At 68.4% G+C, this 17,172-nt stretch carries 15 protein-coding genes; 8 read left to right on the top strand and 7 right to left on the bottom strand.

Annotated elements, in window-relative coordinates; translation table 11 throughout:
- Positions 1-167: 167 nt before the first annotated feature.
- On the bottom strand, positions 168-719 hold the full coding sequence (locus ACIBN2_RS43465; protein WP_399143289.1) for an ATP-binding protein: 552 nt from the start codon (positions 717-719) through the stop codon (positions 168-170).
- Between the two features lie 203 nt (positions 720-922).
- Between ACIBN2_RS43465 and ACIBN2_RS43460 the strand changes: the two genes are divergently transcribed.
- Positions 923-1,159 carry a DUF397 domain-containing protein gene (locus tag ACIBN2_RS43460; protein ID WP_399143287.1) on the top strand — a complete coding sequence of 79 codons (237 nt, stop codon included), beginning with the start codon at positions 923-925 and terminating at the stop codon, positions 1,157-1,159.
- A gap of 87 nt (positions 1,160-1,246) precedes the next feature.
- Entirely contained in the window at positions 1,247-2,149 is a 903-nt protein-coding gene (locus ACIBN2_RS43455; RefSeq protein WP_399143285.1) for a DUF5753 domain-containing protein, read from the top strand.
- Between the two features lie 31 nt (positions 2,150-2,180).
- Here ACIBN2_RS43455 and ACIBN2_RS43450 read toward each other — a convergent pair whose 3' ends face one another.
- From ACIBN2_RS43450 to ACIBN2_RS43435, 4 genes are all read right to left on the bottom strand, one after another.
- On the bottom strand, positions 2,181-2,996 hold the full coding sequence (locus ACIBN2_RS43450) for an SAM-dependent methyltransferase (protein ID WP_399143283.1): 816 nt from the start codon (positions 2,994-2,996) through the stop codon (positions 2,181-2,183).
- A 168-nt stretch (positions 2,997-3,164) separates the two neighbouring features.
- Positions 3,165-3,686 carry a sigma factor-like helix-turn-helix DNA-binding protein gene (locus ACIBN2_RS43445; RefSeq protein ID WP_399143281.1) on the bottom strand — a complete coding sequence of 174 codons (522 nt, stop codon included), beginning with the start codon at positions 3,684-3,686 and terminating at the stop codon, positions 3,165-3,167.
- 26 nt (positions 3,687-3,712) lie between these two features.
- Positions 3,713-4,777, bottom strand: a complete 1,065-nt coding sequence (locus ACIBN2_RS43440; protein WP_399143279.1) for a helix-turn-helix domain-containing protein — start codon at positions 4,775-4,777, stop codon at positions 3,713-3,715.
- Between the two features lie 909 nt (positions 4,778-5,686).
- A complete protein-coding gene (locus ACIBN2_RS43435) occupies positions 5,687-6,565 on the bottom strand; it encodes a hypothetical protein (protein WP_399143277.1) in 879 nt (292 codons plus the stop codon).
- 512 nt (positions 6,566-7,077) lie between these two features.
- Here ACIBN2_RS43435 and ACIBN2_RS43430 point away from each other — a divergent pair.
- The 3 genes from ACIBN2_RS43430 to ACIBN2_RS43420 all read left to right on the top strand — a co-directional run bounded on the left by ACIBN2_RS43430 (position 7,078) and on the right by ACIBN2_RS43420 (position 9,878).
- Positions 7,078-8,115 carry a hypothetical protein gene (locus ACIBN2_RS43430; RefSeq protein ID WP_399143275.1) on the top strand — a complete coding sequence of 346 codons (1,038 nt, stop codon included), beginning with the start codon at positions 7,078-7,080 and terminating at the stop codon, positions 8,113-8,115.
- Between the two features lie 612 nt (positions 8,116-8,727).
- Positions 8,728-9,210, top strand: coding sequence for an RNA polymerase sigma factor (locus ACIBN2_RS43425; protein WP_399143273.1), 483 nt, complete (start codon positions 8,728-8,730; stop codon positions 9,208-9,210).
- Between the two features lie 2 nt (positions 9,211-9,212).
- The gene (locus ACIBN2_RS43420; RefSeq protein ID WP_399143271.1) at positions 9,213-9,878 is read left to right on the top strand and encodes a DUF742 domain-containing protein; all 666 of its coding nucleotides are present in this window, start codon (positions 9,213-9,215) and stop codon (positions 9,876-9,878) included.
- A gap of 420 nt (positions 9,879-10,298) precedes the next feature.
- On the opposite strand, the gene ACIBN2_RS43415 is transcribed toward ACIBN2_RS43420, so the two are convergent.
- Complete coding sequence (locus ACIBN2_RS43415; RefSeq protein ID WP_399143270.1) at positions 10,299-11,204, bottom strand: hypothetical protein; 906 nt, start codon at positions 11,202-11,204, stop codon at positions 10,299-10,301.
- 146 nt (positions 11,205-11,350) lie between these two features.
- On the opposite strand from ACIBN2_RS43415, the gene ACIBN2_RS43410 reads away from it, so the two are divergent.
- Positions 11,351-12,970: an ROK family protein gene (locus tag ACIBN2_RS43410; RefSeq protein ID WP_399143268.1), complete on the top strand. Its 1,620-nt coding sequence runs from the start codon at positions 11,351-11,353 to the stop codon at positions 12,968-12,970.
- A 104-nt stretch (positions 12,971-13,074) separates the two neighbouring features.
- Here the strand turns inward: ACIBN2_RS43410 and ACIBN2_RS43405 are convergent, their stop codons facing one another.
- Complete coding sequence (locus tag ACIBN2_RS43405; RefSeq protein ID WP_399143266.1) at positions 13,075-15,411, bottom strand: Helicase associated domain protein; 2,337 nt, start codon at positions 15,409-15,411, stop codon at positions 13,075-13,077.
- 562 nt (positions 15,412-15,973) lie between these two features.
- Between ACIBN2_RS43405 and ACIBN2_RS43400 the strand changes: the two genes are divergently transcribed.
- A complete protein-coding gene (locus ACIBN2_RS43400) occupies positions 15,974-16,456 on the top strand; it encodes an RNA polymerase sigma factor (protein WP_399143265.1) in 483 nt (160 codons plus the stop codon).
- A gap of 2 nt (positions 16,457-16,458) precedes the next feature.
- Positions 16,459-17,142 (top strand): DUF742 domain-containing protein, encoded by a 684-nt coding sequence (locus ACIBN2_RS43395; RefSeq protein WP_399143263.1) that lies wholly within the window; start codon positions 16,459-16,461, stop codon positions 17,140-17,142.
- Positions 17,143-17,172: the final 30 nt, after the last annotated feature.

The raw sequence follows: 17,172 nt of genomic DNA, 5'->3' as shown, positions 1-17,172 counted from the left end.
GACGGGGCGAGAGTCGGCGTGTCGGCGGTCCGGAGACAGGCAGAGGGATTTCGCCCGGAGAATGCCAGCGGCGACGGCGGAAGACGCCAACAGCGCCGGCGGCCAAACCGGTTGAGGCCGCGGGTTCGCTCCGGGGGTGCGAGCCGGGGAGGAGCGGAGCGGGCGGGTCAGCCGTGGGGGGTGGGGATGCGGGCCCAGACGGTCTTTCCGTCCGGGGCGGTCGGCGTGTAGCCCCACTGGCTGGTCAGGGCGTCCACGACGAGCAGGCCTCGGCCTGATTCGGCGAGTTGTTCGGGGTGGCGGCGGGTCGGGGGAGTGGTGCTGGGGTCGGTCACGGCGCACACCACGGCGCCGCCGGTGCGGGCTATGCCCAGCCAAGCCTTGCCGCGGGTGCCGTCGTACCCGTTCAGTGCGTGCTGCACCGCGTTGGTGGTGAGCTCGTTCACCACGATCGTCATGTCGGCGGCGAGCGCGTTGAGCCCCCAGTCGCTGATGGTCTCGCGGACAAAGCGGCGGACGTTCTCCAGGCTGGCCGGCGTGCTGGTGAACGCCCGGGCGGCGAAGTCGGCGGTGCTGATTCCCAGGGCAAGTCCCCAGTCCGGTGCGGTGGGTGGGATCAGCGCGCTTTTCTCGGACAGGTGGCGGTGGGATGGGGGGAGCGCGGGCGCATCACCGCCTCCTGAGGTCTGGCCCAGTGCCTCTACCGCGTGTGCTGTCACTGTTCATCCCCCCGGAAGACGTCCAGTTCTGCAGGCCGCGCAAACCGCTCCGACTGGTTAGTATCCGCCCCGCGTCTCCCCGGATGCAATTGCATCAGTGACTTGCATCCAAACGGGGCGTCGAGGGAACGCTTGTAGCCAGCAACAAGAACAGTCCCGACCAGAGGTGAGAAAAAATCGAACAGGACTGAAAGAAGGCGGACATGACGCAGATCATCAACGGTGTCCCGGCGGATTCCCTGCGCAACGTGAACTGGCTGAAAAGCCGCCACAGCACGGCCGACGGGAACTGTGTCGAGGTGGCCTTACTGGGGGAGGGCGTTGTGGCGGTACGCAACTCACGGGACCCGCGCGGTCCCGCACTCGTGTACACGCAGGCAGAGATCGCGGCCTTCATCGCGGGGGTGAAGGACGGCGAGTTCGACCGAATCGCCAGCTAACGCCAGGCAGAAAAACCCCAATTGGGTCCTCGCCGGACGGCATCCTGGGAAACTGACGCTCGTCGTCTGCCCTTCACAGGAGACTCCATGCCCGCACCTGCTCCTCCGGTCGATGCACCCACGCTCGAGTACTACCTCGCCGCCTCCGCGCGCAGCCCCGTCGCGCTGCGCCTGGTTCTGGGACATCTGCTGCGCACGCTGCGCAAGGCAGCCGGGATCGAAGCGGAGGCGGCGGGCCGGTCCATCCGCGGCTCGGAAGCCAAGATTTCCCGGATGGAGCGTGCCCTGGTCACCTGCAAGCACGACGACGTGATCGATCTGCTCACCCTTTACGGCGTCACCGACACCCCGGTGCGTGCCCACTTCGCGGAGATGGTGCGTATCTCCCGGCAGCCCGGCTGGTGGCAGCGCTTCGACGGGGTCCTGCCGGACTGGTGCGGCAAGCTGATCGGCCTGCAGGAGGCCGCCTCCACCATCCGTACCTACGAGGTGCAGCTGGTGCCGGGACTGCTGCAGACGCCCCGCTACACCGAGGCCCTGGTGCGCCTGGCCTACCCCATGGCGCCGCAGCAAGAGGTCGACGACCGCGTGGAGTTGCGCAAGCTCCGCCAGACCGTCCTCGCCCGACCCGACCCACCGCACCTGTGGGCCGTCCTCGACGAGGCGGTGCTGCGCCGGCCCATGGGCGGCGAGCAGGTCATGCGCGAGCAACTGCAGCATCTCATCGAGATCGCCCAGCTCGGCCACGTCACGGTGCAGATCGCCCCGTTCAACCGGCCGGGCTGTATCGCCGCCGGCTTCCCGATCACCCACCTGCGCTTCGACCTGCCCGCCCTGCCCGACATTGTCTACCTCGAACAGCTGCGGGACGCCGAATACCTGGACCGGCCCGAGGAGACCCAGCACTACCGCAGCGTCCTGGACGGCCTGGCCCAGTCCGCGCTCTCCCCACACGACAGCCTCGACTTGCTCGAGTACACCCTCTGCTGACCCTTGACGCCGACGGCCGCCGCAGCGCCGGTCAGCCCGTCAGGACGACACCGCCGCACTCGGCCCACGCCCGGTTGCCCGCCTGTGCCGCGCGGTCACTGCCCGGCCGCCACCGGCCGACGTCGACCAGCCCCGGCGTGAGCAGCCGCAGCGAGCCGAAGAACGGCGCAACCTCCGCGCGTGAGCGCACCCGGCCCCACCGCCCGCCGGCAGCCTCCCGCAGCATCACGTCGGCCTGCCGCCGTACCTCGGCGTCCTCACTGACGAGATGACTGGCCGCGATCAGGCTGCCCGGCGCGAGACGGGCGGCCGCCTGCTCCAGCACCGAGCCCGGATCCGCGGGTTCCGCAATCGTGTGCAGGACGGACACGAGCAACACGGCCACCGGCAGGGTGGTGTCGATCAGTCGGTTCACCGCGGCATCGTCCAGCACCTGCCGGATCTGCAGAGGGCCGGCCCGCACGACCAGGGTGCGCCGCCGGTCCTCCCACAGCGCCCGGGCATGGACGAGCGCGAGGGGGTCGTCCTCGGCATAGACGACCCGCGTACGCACATCGACGCTCCAGGCGACCTGATGAACCGCCATCGAGGTGGGCAGCCCGGCACCGAAGACCACAAACTGGCGCACCTGGTGCTCCCGCACCAGGTGACTGGTCACTCGCAGCAGGAAACGGTGCGCGGAGTCGGCGACGTGCCGCGCACCGGGAGCCAGACGCAGCAGCCGTTCGCCCGCTTCCCGGTCGGCCGCATAGTGGTCCTTGCCGCCCTGCAGGTAATTGGTGATCCGGGCAAGATTCGGTGACGCGACGTCGAGGACATCCAATCGCGGCATCCGCCCGCGCTCCAATGCGGCACCCCACCCCGTCCTGGCCCAATCAGCACGCTGCATGCTGCAGGCATTCCATGGTAGGAAAGCCGCGGCCAGCCCGGATAGTTCTCCATAGAATTACCCGCCGCGACCGGAAGTGCGCTACACGAAGTCCTCTAGCCGCTCTGCACCGGCGTGCGCGTTTCCTTATGGCTGCGCCCCCGCCGGCGGGCCCGACAGCGCCCGCTGCGCCATCCGCAGCTGAGAAGCGACCGCCGGCGCCTCGACCCCCATCAGCTCGGCCGCCTGCTTGTCACTCAACTGCAGCCTACAGCGTAGAATCACGGCATCCGCCTGTCCCCGCGGCAGCTGCCGGTGCACCGCATCCACCACCCGCGCGTCCTCACTCCGGCGGCTGCGCAGCGCAGACGTGATCAGCGCATCCAGCAACTGCCAGGCCACCGCCGAGGGGCGGGGACTGCTGATGACCGTCGGCCAGATCGTGGCGAGATTGCCCAGCACCGCCTCCACCACCTGCCGGCTCATCCACGCATCCTGCGTCCGCTCGTGCGCGTAGTGCAGATAGCGGTCCTGGTGCAGCAGACAAAACGCCGTGTACTCCAGCGGCAGCACCAGCTCAATCGGCTGCTGCGGAGCATCACCCGGCGCCTGCTGCGGGCACGACGCCCGCACCGGGGCCTCGCCGCGGCGGCGCAACGATAAGAACATGGCACCTCTCCAAGACACCAGACGCCTCACGGGGACTCAGACCGTGCGGACGGAAACTGTTCCGGCCCGTCCGGGGGATCCAGGCACAGCAAGAACGTGTAGTGGACGGCCTCCCACAGCGGCCGCACATCCGCAGCCCAGCCGCCCAGAGCGGTCACCAGCGCCGCCGTCTGCTCCCAGCCGGGAATCATCTCGCCGTCCAGGATCTCGCTGATCGCCTGCGTACTCAGTGCTCCGCGCGCGGCCTTGCGGACCACACCCACCGCAGGACGTCCCGCGGCCAGATGCAGTCCCCGCAGAGCCGCCTGCAGCCGCGCCACCGCATCCGGAATCGCATGACGCCCCGGCGGCACCAGCCCGTGCGCACTCTCGAACAGCACACTCAGCTCGGCGGGATCGGCGCCGAACAGCTCGACCAGCGTGCATACCACCAGCCACGCCGGGGTGCGTTCACCCGAAAGGATCCGCGAAATGTACGACGGTGACAGGGATGTCTGCTCGGCCACTTCCCTGACCGTCAGCTCACTGGCCCGGTGCAGATACGACAGCGCCGACGCAAGCTTCACTGACGCCCGCTCGGCCGCCTGCGGCAGCAGCTTGCCCCCCGCATCACCCACACCCGGCGCGGTGGGCTGGCGCACCGCAGCGCGCTCCCCGGCGCGCCGCTGCAGACGCTCCCTGACCCGCCTCTCCGGCCACCGGGTACGTGCGGTCGTCGCGCTCACCTGGGCGGCCTCGGCCACCTGTTCCCAACTCACGCCCTGGTTACGGGCATCCTGCACCGCTGCGGCCCGGTAGTAGTCCACCTCCCGGGCCACCTCGCCCGCACACCGCAGCAACTCCGGCAAGGGCCGCCCGTCGTACTCGGCCTCCAGCAGCGCCGCCGACAGCGCCTGCAGATCCTCGGCGATCCGCCGGCCCAACGGGAGCGCACTGTGCTCTTGCCGCTCCAGCACACCGTCCCGCTCCCGCTGCGCCTGGCGCCGGCAGTCGAGGCTGCAGTACTCCTTCTTCCGGCCGGGGCCGCTCCTCTGGATAAACCGCTCCTGGCAGAAGCGGCAGCTGTCATAGCGGGGACTGGTACCCGCCATCCTTCCTCCCACGTGCACGTGGCCGTTTCTCTCCCAGGTGCGCCACTTCTGACGCACGAAGAAAAGGAATTCGGCATTCCCAAAGTCCAAGCGAGAGCTGTCACCTCGAGAAGCGGCGGCGCGCCCAGCGGCCCGCCGCCGCTCTCAAGGCCGCTCAGCTCAGCCGAAACCGCTGGTAACTGCAGTGCGACTGGCGCATCGCCGCCGCCAAGCCCGCCACCACGGCCGTGGTGGCGGGTGCCGTCCGCCAGCCGAGGATCAGAACCAGGGGGAGCACTGCAACGGCTAGGAACGCACTTGCCTGCACCGTGACAGTCCAGGCACTCGCCATACGCGTTTCACCCCGGCGAAGACGCGGAATGCTAGCGTCGTCGCGAGTTGCCGCCCTGATGAGGGCCGCAGCGGGAAACGGATCAAGCACGGGGCATCAACCGTCCTTTCTTGGTCTCGTCGATGAGGGACCCCGGCGTTGGTAGCGAGCCTGCCCGGGGTTTCCTCGCGAAACGGACCGTAGTGCTTCCGTCACACCCGGCGCTATATAAACGGTTCATCGCGCAAAGTTCGAACGTCGCTGCGGTGACTAATTGCCGGATGGTGATGGGGCGAACGCGTGAGCGGTTTCGGATTTGCTCGAATTCGACCGAAGGCGACCGCACTTGAGTGGGCGGGTGATCTTCCTGCGTAAACGCGGCGTGGGACCGGCATCACGACCCCATAGCCCCGCTGCACGTCGCTCGCCCACCGGGCGCGAAGAGCGAGGGAAAGCCTCGCTGCCGCGACATCTGCAACTGCAATTCCGCAGGCCGGCCGCACCCGCTCTGATGGCCGCGGCACCCGCCGAGACATGCGTGCGGACGCGGGTGTCACCCCTCGAAGGGGCAGCAGCAGAGGATGTGACACAGCTTCTTCTCAGGGCTCATACGCCACCGGATGGGCGGTGAGGCAGGCGCGTCCGTAGTGCAGGAGCCATCCGTCATTGGTGCAATGGCCGATGGCGCCGGCCAGCCCGATGACGGGATCGGTGAGGGCGGCATAGAGGTCTTCCGGATGGGGATCGGAGTCCCAGTGGAGGGCACACTGGTCGCCTTCGACGGACAGCCTGCGGTGCTGGGCGTACCCGCGCTCGGGCCGGTCGGTGAGATCGTAGAACCACATACCGATGTCCCAACTGCCGTCCGGGGCATGCGTGCACAGCCGCACCGACAGGGCGGCGAGCAGGCTTTCGATATCGGCGCCGAGATGGGGGAGCGCGTTCAACGCGGCGTACTCCTCGTCGCTGACCGGGATGTCGCTCGTCCAGAGGCGACAGTGGTTGCTGCTCTGATCAACGGGTCCCTGCAGGCGGCCGTGGCGGTCGCCGGTCACGGTCATCGTGGCGCCGGTGGTCAGGTGACGCAGGCGCCATCCCTCGGCGTAGGAGTTCTCCACCCGCAGCCCCGGCAGCCCGATCCGCGGCAACTTGTCCCGGCCGACCAGCCAGCAGATCACGTTGTACGGAGCGCGGGCTGTGATCACCAGGTCGTCGTAGCGAGGGGAGACGACCAAGGTGTAGCGGGTGACGTCAGCCAGGCTGACATGGCGCGGCCACAGACTGGCCGGGCCGTGGTTGAACAGGCCCAGCGCCAGCAGTGCACGGAGCCGCCGCTGCGGAGCCGTGCAGGCGTCCAGGCCCAACCCGCTGCCTCGGGAGGAGGCGCCGCGGGCGACGCCGGGAGCTGCGAGGGACGCTGTCTCTCTGGTATAGGAGGCGCGGACGTGGGCGGCCTGACGGCGAAACGAGGTGGGCACGGTGAATCCTTCGTCGCCACCCGGCCGGCTGGATCACCACGCGATGCGCGTCATGGAGGACATACAAGTGCGAAGTGGGTGCCCCACACCCTCTGCCGGTGCCGTGGAGCGTCCGGGGCAGCTCCGACACACGGTCCAGTCCTTCGCGGACCGGCGTCCGGACGCTACCACCGGAACGGCGCTGTTGACGGCCCCGACACGCACCACAGGGCGGCCCACTCACCGAAGCCACGGTCGACTGTCTGCGGCGTGCTCCTCGCCGCTGGCCCGACCGCCTTCCGGCGGGGTGGCAAGCCTCTGAGCAGGAAACCCAAGCGACTTCCGCGAGGTGTCGGCTGCCGGACCGACATGCGCCGACAGCGCATTTGTCGGACTGGTGCCGTGCGCCGCATCATCACGCCATGAGTGATCTCTCTCGCCAGCTCAACTCCGGCACCGGCCTGCGCGGCCCGAACTACGCCCGCCGCAACCGACTCGACCCCACCGCGGACATCGAGGGAGGGGGCCGATGGGTGGCCGTCGACGAATCAGGTTGGGACGGCGACCAGCTGCACGGGGAACAGCGCAGTCGCTTCCTATCGATGGGAGCGGTCGCCATCAGCGACGCCGACGCCGCGCCCATCGTTGCTGAGATACGTGCGGCCACCCGACTGCAGGCGCCCGAGTTGAAGTTCACCAAGCCCTTCACCGGGGAGAAGAACGGTCAGCGGCGCGCCGTTCTGTCCGCACTGCTTGCTCCCGGTGGCGCCCTGCACGGACGGGCATCGGTCTATCTCATCGACAAGCATTACTTCGTCGTGGCGAAGTTGATCGACTTGTTCGTCGAGGAGCAGGCGCACAAGCAGGGCCGCAACATCCGCGGCACTGGCCGCGCACGGAAGATGGCGCGCAGTCTGTTCGACGAGGGACCTCGTGCCCTGGGGCCGGCACTCTTTGACCGCCTGCTGTCGACGACCGTCGCTTTCACCTCCCACAAGAACCGCGACCAGCAGGTCACGGTCGACGACTTCTACAACGTGGTGGAGGAGGCATGGGCCCGCTCCCGCCGGCGTAATGTCACGGAGGCTCTGGCCCTGCTGCGCACCACCCGCGAGGAAGCCAGGGCGTACCTCCAGGACGCGCACGGGCCGGATGCGGTCATTCCGCAGGCGTTGGAGCCCCTGATCCCGTCCGTCGCTGCGATCACCGCGATCTGGTCAAAAAGGCTGGGACGGGTGAACATGCTGGTCGATGATCAGAGAGCTCTGACCGATGCGCGTCTCAACGAGATCGAGATGAATGCCCGTGATCGTGGACACCCCGAGTTCCGGTATCTGTCCCGGGGTGTGCACCTGGGGCACCTGCTGCGGGGACGGTCCACGGAGCATCCCTCACTCCAACTCGCCGACCTGATCGCGGGTGCAGGATTCTCCGTGGCCCAGCGACATGACGGGCACGCCAATCCTGCCGGGGAGGACCTGTATCCCGTCGTGGTACCCCTCATCGAGCTGGAGGGCATGCTTCCGCACGACGAACCTGCTCGGGTCGCTCACCCTCTTTCAGCAGGCTGACCCGCCCGACAGACTCGACCGCGTCAGCGGGTCAAGGCCCGGGCCGGGGGCGAACCATGGCGTCCGGAGGGCCGCGAGGTACGTGTCAGGCTGTCCAACGAACGCGGGGATGCGACGTCACCGGCCGGCCCGGACCCGGCCAACGCGCACGGACGGCGGCGCCCGTGCAGGCCGGCGGCCCTGCGGCATGACGGTGCCGGAGTGTCGAAGGCCCCGAAACCGTCCGGCCCGCGGGCCGTGTCTTTGCCGTCCGGTCCGCGGAATCGGCCAGTGGTGTGTCCGGGGTCACATTTCACGTTCGGGGGCGCTGGGCGCTCTAGGTAGGCATGACACAAAGCCACCCGCAGGATCCCGACGAGCCGGGGCCGGTGCCCGGCCCGGTACCGGACAGGAGCCCTGGCGCAGCCGGACCGGCCACCGGCCCGGAATCCGGCGAGACAGCCGGTCTGGTGCTTGTCATCAACACCGTTCTGGGAGGCTTGGGGAGCCTGTACCTGACCACCAAGTCGGCTTTGATCACGCTCACTTCAGCATTACTGGTGGTCCTGCTGATTGTCGTCGTCAAGCGCAGGAGCGGACACGCATCCCGCCCGGGCCGGAGGGACGATCGGAGTGGATGGTGAGTCCGATGGCTTTGGCGCCTTTTTTAAAGACCACTACCCTCGGGTGATTGCCATGCTGGTCGCCCACCGCGGCTTCACCGAAGTGATCGCGCAGGACGCAACGGCCGAGGCCATGACCAGACTCGTCGAGCACTGGGGGAAGGTGGAGGCACCGCAGGCCTGGGTTCGGACCGTCGCATTCCGCGTGGCCTGCCAGCTCGCCGGGCGTCAACACACGGGAATGCCCGCGGGCCAGCTCGTCGACCCCACGTCTGCTCACGACCTCAGGGCGGCCGAACTCGCCTTGGTCGCAGGCACCGTGATCGCGGCGCTGCCGCGACGACAGCAGGAAGTCATGACACTGACCCTGGTGGACATGACTCCTTCGGAGATCGCTGACATCCTCGGGTGCACCCCAGCGCAGGCCAGAGCGAACCTCGCCCACGCGCGCCGGGCGTTGAGGAACGCGATCCGGATGGACAAGGAGGCGTGACGATGAATCCGACGCACCGCGACGCATCTGTGTCGACCGGTCAGGACGCCGCCTACGACCGCCTTGTCGCACGCTACTCCGCACCGGACACACTGGCAGCTGCGCTTGAGAGCGTAACGGCTGAGGCCCGCCGGCGAGCGGCAGCGCAGGAGGACGCCGACCAAGGCCGGCAGCCCGTAAGCCGTGTCGAACAAAGCCCTGCCAGCACGGTCACGGCCCTACCGGCCCACCGTGCGAGCAGCCAGGTCTACCCCAGCGGGAGCAGGCAAGTCAGTGGGCGAGCGAGTGTCGACCCGTATGCCTCCGCGCTCGAAGATGGTGCGGCCGCCGGCGTGCTCGCTCGTCCCTATGCCATGACCGTGGGGCGCACCAGGCCGCGATACCAACTGGCCATCGAGGCACTCGTATCGGCCACCGCAAACTCTCAGCAATTGCAGGGGTTGCTGCCGGAGCATCAGCGGATCTGCCACCTGTGCCGTGACATCAAGTCGGTGGCGGAAATCTCGGCGCTGCTCTCCATCCCGCTGGGCGTCGCGCGCATCCTGGTGGCTGACCTGGCGGAAGCGGGCCTCGTCGCCATTCACCAACCGGGAGGAAGCGAGAACAACGGAGGTGCACCCGACACGAGTCTCCTCGAACGAGTGCTCGGCGGACTTCGCAAGCTGTAGCCGCCCGGTCACCCTCGCTTGATGTCGACCGATTAGCTGATGCGGCGCCGAGGGCGTTGATGGTCATGGCTGGTCTGCAGTGGGGTGGAAACTGTGCGAAAAGTCGCCAAGAATGTTCGTGATGAAAGCTTTGCCGTGCCGGTAGGCACGATGTGAGTCGTCTGGGACCTGTGAGGTCAGCAACGCGAGCAAACAAGAACGTCGGCGGGCTGCACCGAGGGCTATTAACAGCCAGGTGAACGGCCCTACACTGGTTCATCGCTCATAGGGGGACGCATGGAGCTGCAAATACGCTTAGTGGGACCGGCCAGGCAGTTCTTCCGGGAGTTGGAGCGGGATAAACGAAAGCCACTGGCCGACGCGATCAAAGAGGCATTCGGCAAGAGCTATCCACTGGTGGTAGGCAGGGGGAATCATCGTCTAGATGTACCGGTGCGCATGACGCCGGACGGTTTTCGCGCCCGGCTGGTGCCCGGTGGCTACGCGGTCATCTACCGTCCGATGCGTGAGTTCGAGACCAGTCAGTTCGGCGTTGATCGCGGGATCATCATCATGGACGTGATTAGTGCGAGTGACGCCGAGCCTTTTTGACCCCACGGTCGCTGACGGTGGGGTGCTGCACGGGGTGGTCGGTGCCGGGTGGATGCGGACATCGACGGGGTCGCTGGGTTTGGGCGGGTTGGCGGCGTAGGCGAAAGCGCCGAGAGCGACGGCTGCCACGAGCGAGGCCCAGGCCAGTTTGACCTTCATGCTCCTGAATAGCTGCAGCGTTGCATGGTAGTTGGCGCACTGGGCCACGTCCCGCGCCACCGTACGCAGTACTGCGGCCTGTTCCACGGCTGCGTTGCGGGCTGCGGGGTCGGCGGAGGTGTCGATTTGTTCCGTGGCTTCCCTGAGCCGGCGATGGAGTGCGGCCAGGTCCGGTGCGACGTGGCCGTACAACTCGTAGCGGTTGTCCTCGATGTGCATGGAGACCTGGTCGAAGCGGTGGCGAGTGAGGCCGCGGGTGTCCTGGAACTGCGAGTCGACGTCTTGGTCCGTGAAGGCGCTGAGGGTGACCCAGTCCTCGGTGAGGATGGCCGAGGCGCTGTGAGCCATGAACCCCAGTGCGGCGAGCGCGAGGGCGATGCCGACGATCGCCACCCACAGCCGCCAAGAGGTGGCGGGGAGTTCTCCGATGCCGGTCAGCTGCAGGCCGGCAGCCAGGGCCGCGGCGATGCCCGCGAATGCGGTGAGCAGCCACTTGGCGGCCGAGCGTAGGGACTCCAGGGCGGCTGTGTATCCCGTTCCCTGGTTCAGGTCTGCTGGATCGGAGTTGTTGGGCATGGTGGCCCCCGTTCAGCGGCAAGCCCCGAAACCATCTGTCGTCAACGGTTGACGACACTCTTTTGAGGGTACAAGCTGAATGAGACGCGGACAACCGCCGCTCTCGGCGTATCTCGCAGGGAGCCGCCGGCCACAAGAGAGGGCCCATGGAGACCATCGGAATCCGAGAGGTGTCTGGCGAGCGCATCATGGCTGCCGCCGACCGCGGCGAGGTGCTCGGGATCACCAACGGGCGCGTGCTTGCCGGCGTCCTCATGCCTCTGGTGCCGGAAACCGTTGACCGCCTGGTCGACCAGAACCTCACCCGGATCCTGCACAGCATCAGAGAAGGGGAACGGGAGTTCAAAGACGGCAACTCCGTCGACCTGGAAGCATTAACCGAGGAACCTTCTGACCCTTCAGGCCACCGGGCGCCCGCGAGAGTGACGATCCGGGGGCTTTCTGGCGCGCGCCTCGACGAAGCGGCCGAGAGGCATGAGGCGCTCGTCGTGACGCACGGCGGGACGGATGTCGCCCTACTCGTCCCGGTCACCCCGCAATGGGTGGAGCGACTCGTCGAGCGCAACCTCTCCCGCATTCGCGACAGCATCGATCGTGGCGAACACGAGATCGTGATCGGCGCGGCCGTGCCGACCCTCGATGAGCTGCTCGAAGAAGCCGAGACGTCGACGGAGGAGTTCACCGACCCTTTGACGACCTCTGAACACCCGTCGGCGCCCCGGCCCGTCACCGGCGGGCTGCTCCAGCAGCGAGCCATCGGCATCAAAATCATCTCCGACGATGTCGACAGCCGTGACCGCCTGGTCGGGGTGGTCACCGACATGCTGGGCCGCCTCGTTCACGGCCCGATCGAAACCCTGCTGCCCGACCTCGACCAGGGCCACGTGCTGGCCAGCATCGTCGACCTGATCGACGAGCTGCGTGCCACACTGCGTCCCGACCAGGAGCACCTGATCGGTGTGGGTATGGGGATCGGCGGACACGTGCGCCGTGGGACGATCGTGAACTCCCCCAACGCCAGCTGGCACCGTTTTCCCCTCGCCTCCCTGGTTCAGCAGCACGTCGACGTGCCAGTCGTCCTGGAAAACGATGCCAATTCCCTTGCCGTGCGCGAGCGCTTCATCAAAGGGACGGACGATGAGAGCACGGCCGTCATCCTGATCACGGACCGCGGCGTGGGAGCCTCCCTCATCCTGAACGGACGGGTCTTCCGCGGCGCCCACGGCATGGCCGGCGAATTGGGGCACGTCCCCGTCGAGTTCAGCCACCCGAACTCAAAGACCAAATGCCGCTGCCAGAGCCCGGGATGCCTGGAAGGCGCGACCGCCCCCTACGCCATCGACAGAACGCTGGCCGAAGCGGGCTACTCCGCAGGATTCGACGCCGCCGTCGCCGAGGCCACCACCTCGGGAGGCCCCATCCCCACCGTCTTTCACCGCGCCGGAGAAGCGCTCGGACGCGCCATCGCCACGCTCGTCAACCTGTTCAACCCCTCCACCATCGTTCTCATCGGCCCGCAAGCCCTCGTCGGCGCCCCCCGGACCTTCCGCAATGGAGCCGATGCCGCCCAAGAAGGCGCCACAGGCCTGTATATGAATGCGATGGAGCGAACCATCAATAATCACGCCTTTTCCACCGGCGCCGACGACTGCCAGTTCATCGTTCGTCAGGTAAACGATGCGGAAGGTGCCGCCGCTGCGGCTGCCTGCATCATCGAACAGTTCGCGCCGCTCGGCGGGCCCTACGCCCCCAGCCAGCACGGCTGAGAGCTGTCTCCGGTAGTTCCCGAGTCGGCCTGTGCTTCCGTCTGTTGGTTCCGTTCCGGACCGCAGTCGACAACCCTGGTCCGCCCCTCAAACCACCCGGCGCTTCATGCAGACAAGTCGATGTAGGCGGCCAGCTGTTGCTGCCAGATGACGTCCTGTTCAGGCAGGGCAGCGCGGCAGATGCGCTGGATGGTGCCGTCGTCGCGCCAGCGAAGATAGCGGCGTCGGCAGGCCAGGAAGGGGCCGAGAGCCGGCGGGAGACTGGTCCATGCCTGCGCGGTGCAGGCGATGTGGATGATGGCCTCCAGGATCTGCCGTTCGCTACGGGGACGGCCGCCGGTGTGCGACGGCGCGGGCAGCACTCCTGACACTGTCTGCCAGGCGGCGTCGCTGATCCGCGGCCGCCACACCGGTACTTCGCCGGCCAGTGACAGCAGCTCATCGACCAGAGACCGCTGCCGTGGCTGCAGCAGCGGTCGTCGTGCGCTCTGCTCGCGCAGCCAGGCGGCGGCGTGCTCACCATTCGGTGCGGCGGCCCACCACTCAAGATCGTCAGGGAGCCCGGTCAGGTGGTAGCGGCAGGCCCACCACATACGCTGCCAGGCCACCGGCCAGGGCGGGTTCCACCAGCCGTCGATGGTGTTCAGCTGCCGTCCCAGGCGGGTGGGGCGGCCTGCGGTGCACTGCCGCTGGCGCGCGTTCTTCAGCCAGTTCCCCAGAGGGAAACCGTCGACAGCGGTGGGCCACGAGAGGGCGAGATGGCCGTGCCGGGCAGCGTAAGCGCGCGCAACCTCCAGGCCGTCTGCGGTGGAGCGGCGACGGCCGGGCCAGGCGTGGAAGAGCCGCACCTCGCCTTCGGTGAGACCGAGTTCGCCGAGCAGGCGCCGCTGCTCCTCATGCAGCTGCTCGTAGTCGATGATCTGGCGGCGCAGCCACCGCTCCAGCCACGGCGGCAGACCAGCGAGATTGTTGCCACCGCCAACTGGCCTGTGGTGCTGGACGAAGGTGCGGGCTTCGTACCAGGTGCGCTGCCAGCTGATAGGCCAGGGCGGATTCCACCACGCGTCCAGCTCGCGCAGTTGCACGACCTGTTCCGCCGTCAACGACGTGGCATCGGCACGCCGGTTGGCCAGCCATCGCCCCAGGTCGAAGCCCTCCCGAAGACCGGCCCGGGGGTGCGGCACAGCCAGGTGGCCGACCGCGCGCACATGACGGCGCGCATGCTCGAGCCCTTCGGTGAACCACAGCGCTTCTCGCTGCGGCAGGCGCTGGCCGTGCCTCTCCTGGCGCACCAGCGCCGGCTCTGCACCCCGCCCAACCACACCGGCATCTGCACTCTGGGACGCGGCCAGGAGCTGCAGACCCGCTCCCACCTCCAACGGCCGATGCCCGGCAGGCACCCACCACACCCCGCGCCATCCGTGCCGCGGCCCCAATCCGGCCGCGCGGCGCTGCTCCCGCACGACCGCCCGCGCCCAGGACACCAACACCGCATGCCCATCCGCCTCCAGCTCCGCCAGCCACGGTCGTTGCACACACTCACCCAGCACGGAAGCAAGGCGCACACCCGCACCCGGGCCTCGCACGAGTCCTTCCGCCCGCTCTCCCGCCACCAGCCGTTGCACCCGGCGGTCCGTCAGAGCCGCCGCCACCGCGACGACTTCCGGGAAGACCACCATGTCCCGCGCCAGCCACCGCCACTGCGTCACCCCCCATCCGGGCGGATCCGCTCCCTGTCGGCGCATGGCGGCGGTTGCTTGCTCAAGTCGCAGCCCCCACACGGTCTCCCGCTGCCAAAACTCCTCCCGCTCCCACCACCCGCACACCACCGCGTGTGCCAGAGCGAACACCTCACCCTCATTGGCCCCGAAAGCAGCCCCGGCCCGCGCCACCCGCCTCCACTGACGCTGCGCCCGCCCCAATTCCACCGCCAGATCCGCGGCGTCCACGCACCGCAGCGGATGGCCCTGACCGACGTCCAGCAGCCACCGGCCATGCCGCACGCACACCCGCCGCCACTGCGGCAGATACACCCACACCTCCTGAACGGCCCCGTGCCGGGCCGCGCACAGGGAACAGGCGAACGCCACCGGCCCCCACTCCAGTGCGCCCATCCGCCACCGTGCCCGCCCCTGCCCGTCCTCGCCCCTGCCGGCCAGCGCCTCCGGCCCAGCCGCCCACGACGGCAACGCTCGCGTCAGATGCCCCGCTGACACGCCGCACCAGGCGGCGAGCTGCTCCTGCGCCACCTCGTCCAGGAACACCTCGCCGTCCAGACGGCGACGGTGTCTCTGCTGTAGCGGGTTCACCCACCGCCAACACCCCGCCATGTCGCCAGCCTCCAGCCCGTAGGCGGCCGACACCCGGTGCAGAAACGACCACGTCGTCTCCCCTCGGACGGGCGCCACCCGCGCCGTCGCGCGCACAGAAATGCCGGTCACGCTCCCGCAGCATCATGAGGTCGAAGACTTGCTGGACCGCAGCGCTTCCGCCGCGTCACGAGGGCCTCGCGGGGGCAAGCCATGGCGTCCAAAGGGCTCGGACGGACAGCGGGGCCAGGCTGCTCAACGATCACGCGGATGCGAGGTCACCGGTCGGCACGCACCTGGCCAACGCGTACTGCTGGCCACGTCCTCGCCGGTTGGTCCGCGGAATCGGCCAGTGGTGTGTCCGGGGTCACATTTCACGTTCGGGTGGTCTGGGTGCTCTAGGTAGGCATGACACAAAGCCACCCGCAGGATCCCGACGAGCCGGGGCCGGTGCCCGGCCCGGTACCGGAACGGAGCCTCGGCGCAGCCGGACCGGCTACCGGCCCGGAACCCGGCGAGACAGCCGGTCTGGTGCTTGTCATCAACACCCTTCTGGGAGGCTTGGGAAGTCTGTACCTGACCACCAAGTCGGCCTTGATCACGCTCACTTCAGCCTTGCTGGTGGTCCTGCTGGTTGTCGTCGTCAAGCGCAGGAGCGGACAGGCATCCCGCCCGGGCCGGAGGGACGATCGGAGTGGACGGTGAGCCCGACGGCTTCGGCGCCTTCTTCCAAACCCACTATCCGCGGGTGATTGCCATGCTGGTCGCCCACCGCGGTTTCAGCGAGGTGATTGCGCAGGACGCAACGGCCGAGGCCATGACCAGACTCGTCGAGCACTGGGGGAAGGTGGAGGCACCGCAGGCCTGGGTTCGCACCGTCGCATTCCGCGTGGCCTGCCAGCTCGCCGGGCATCAGCACACGGGAATGCCCGCAGGCCAACTCGTCGACCCCACCTCCGCCCACGACCTCAGGGCGGCCGAACTGGCCCTGGTCGCAGGCACCGTGATCGCGGCGCTGCCGCGACGACAGCAGGAAGTCATGACCTTGACCCTGGTGGACATGACCCCTTCGGAGATCGCTGACATCCTCGGGTGCACTCCGGCGCAGGCCAGGGCCAACCTCGCGCACGCGCGCCGGGCGCTGAGGAACGCGATCCGGATGGACAAGGAGGCGTGACGATGAATCCAGCACACCACGACGCATCTGTGTCGACCGGTCAGGACGCCGCCTACGACCGTCTTGTCGCACGCTACTCCGCACCGGACGCGCTGGCAGCCGCACTTGAGCGGGTAACGGCCGAGGCCCGCCGGCGAGTGGCAGCGCAGGAGGACGCCACCCAGGGCCGGCCGTCCGTGAGCCTGGTCGAACAAAGCCCTGCCAGCACGGCCACGGCCCGACCGGCCCACCGCGCGAGCGGCCCGGTCCACCCCAGCAGGACACGAGGATTCGGCGGCCCGGCGCCCGCCGATCCGTACGCCCTTCTCCGTGCGGTGACGGCGGCCGAGAACGATGCAGATGCCAGCGGCCCGCTCGTTCGCCCCCATGCCACGACCGGAGGGCGCACCAGGCCGCGCTACCAACTGGCCATCGAGGCACTCGTATCGACCACCGCAAACCCTCAGCAACTGCAGGGGTTGCTGCCGGAGCATCAGCGGATCTGCCACCTGTGCCGTGACATCAAGTCGGTGGCGGAAATCTCGGCGTTGCTGTCCATCCCCCTGGGGGTCGCACGCATCCTGGTGGCTGCTCTGGCGGAAGCAGGACTCGTCGCCATTCACCAACCGGGAGGAAACGAAGACAACGGAGCTGCACCCGACACGAGCTTCCTCGAGCGAGTGCTCGGCGGACTTCGCAAGCTGTAGCCGCCCGCCCGGGCGAGCGCAGCCCGGATG

The organism is Streptomyces sp. NPDC050534, assembly GCF_044457745.1.
GTDB lineage: Bacteria > Actinomycetota > Actinomycetes > Streptomycetales > Streptomycetaceae > Streptomyces.
This window is presented reverse-complemented; position numbering and strand designations above follow the sequence as displayed.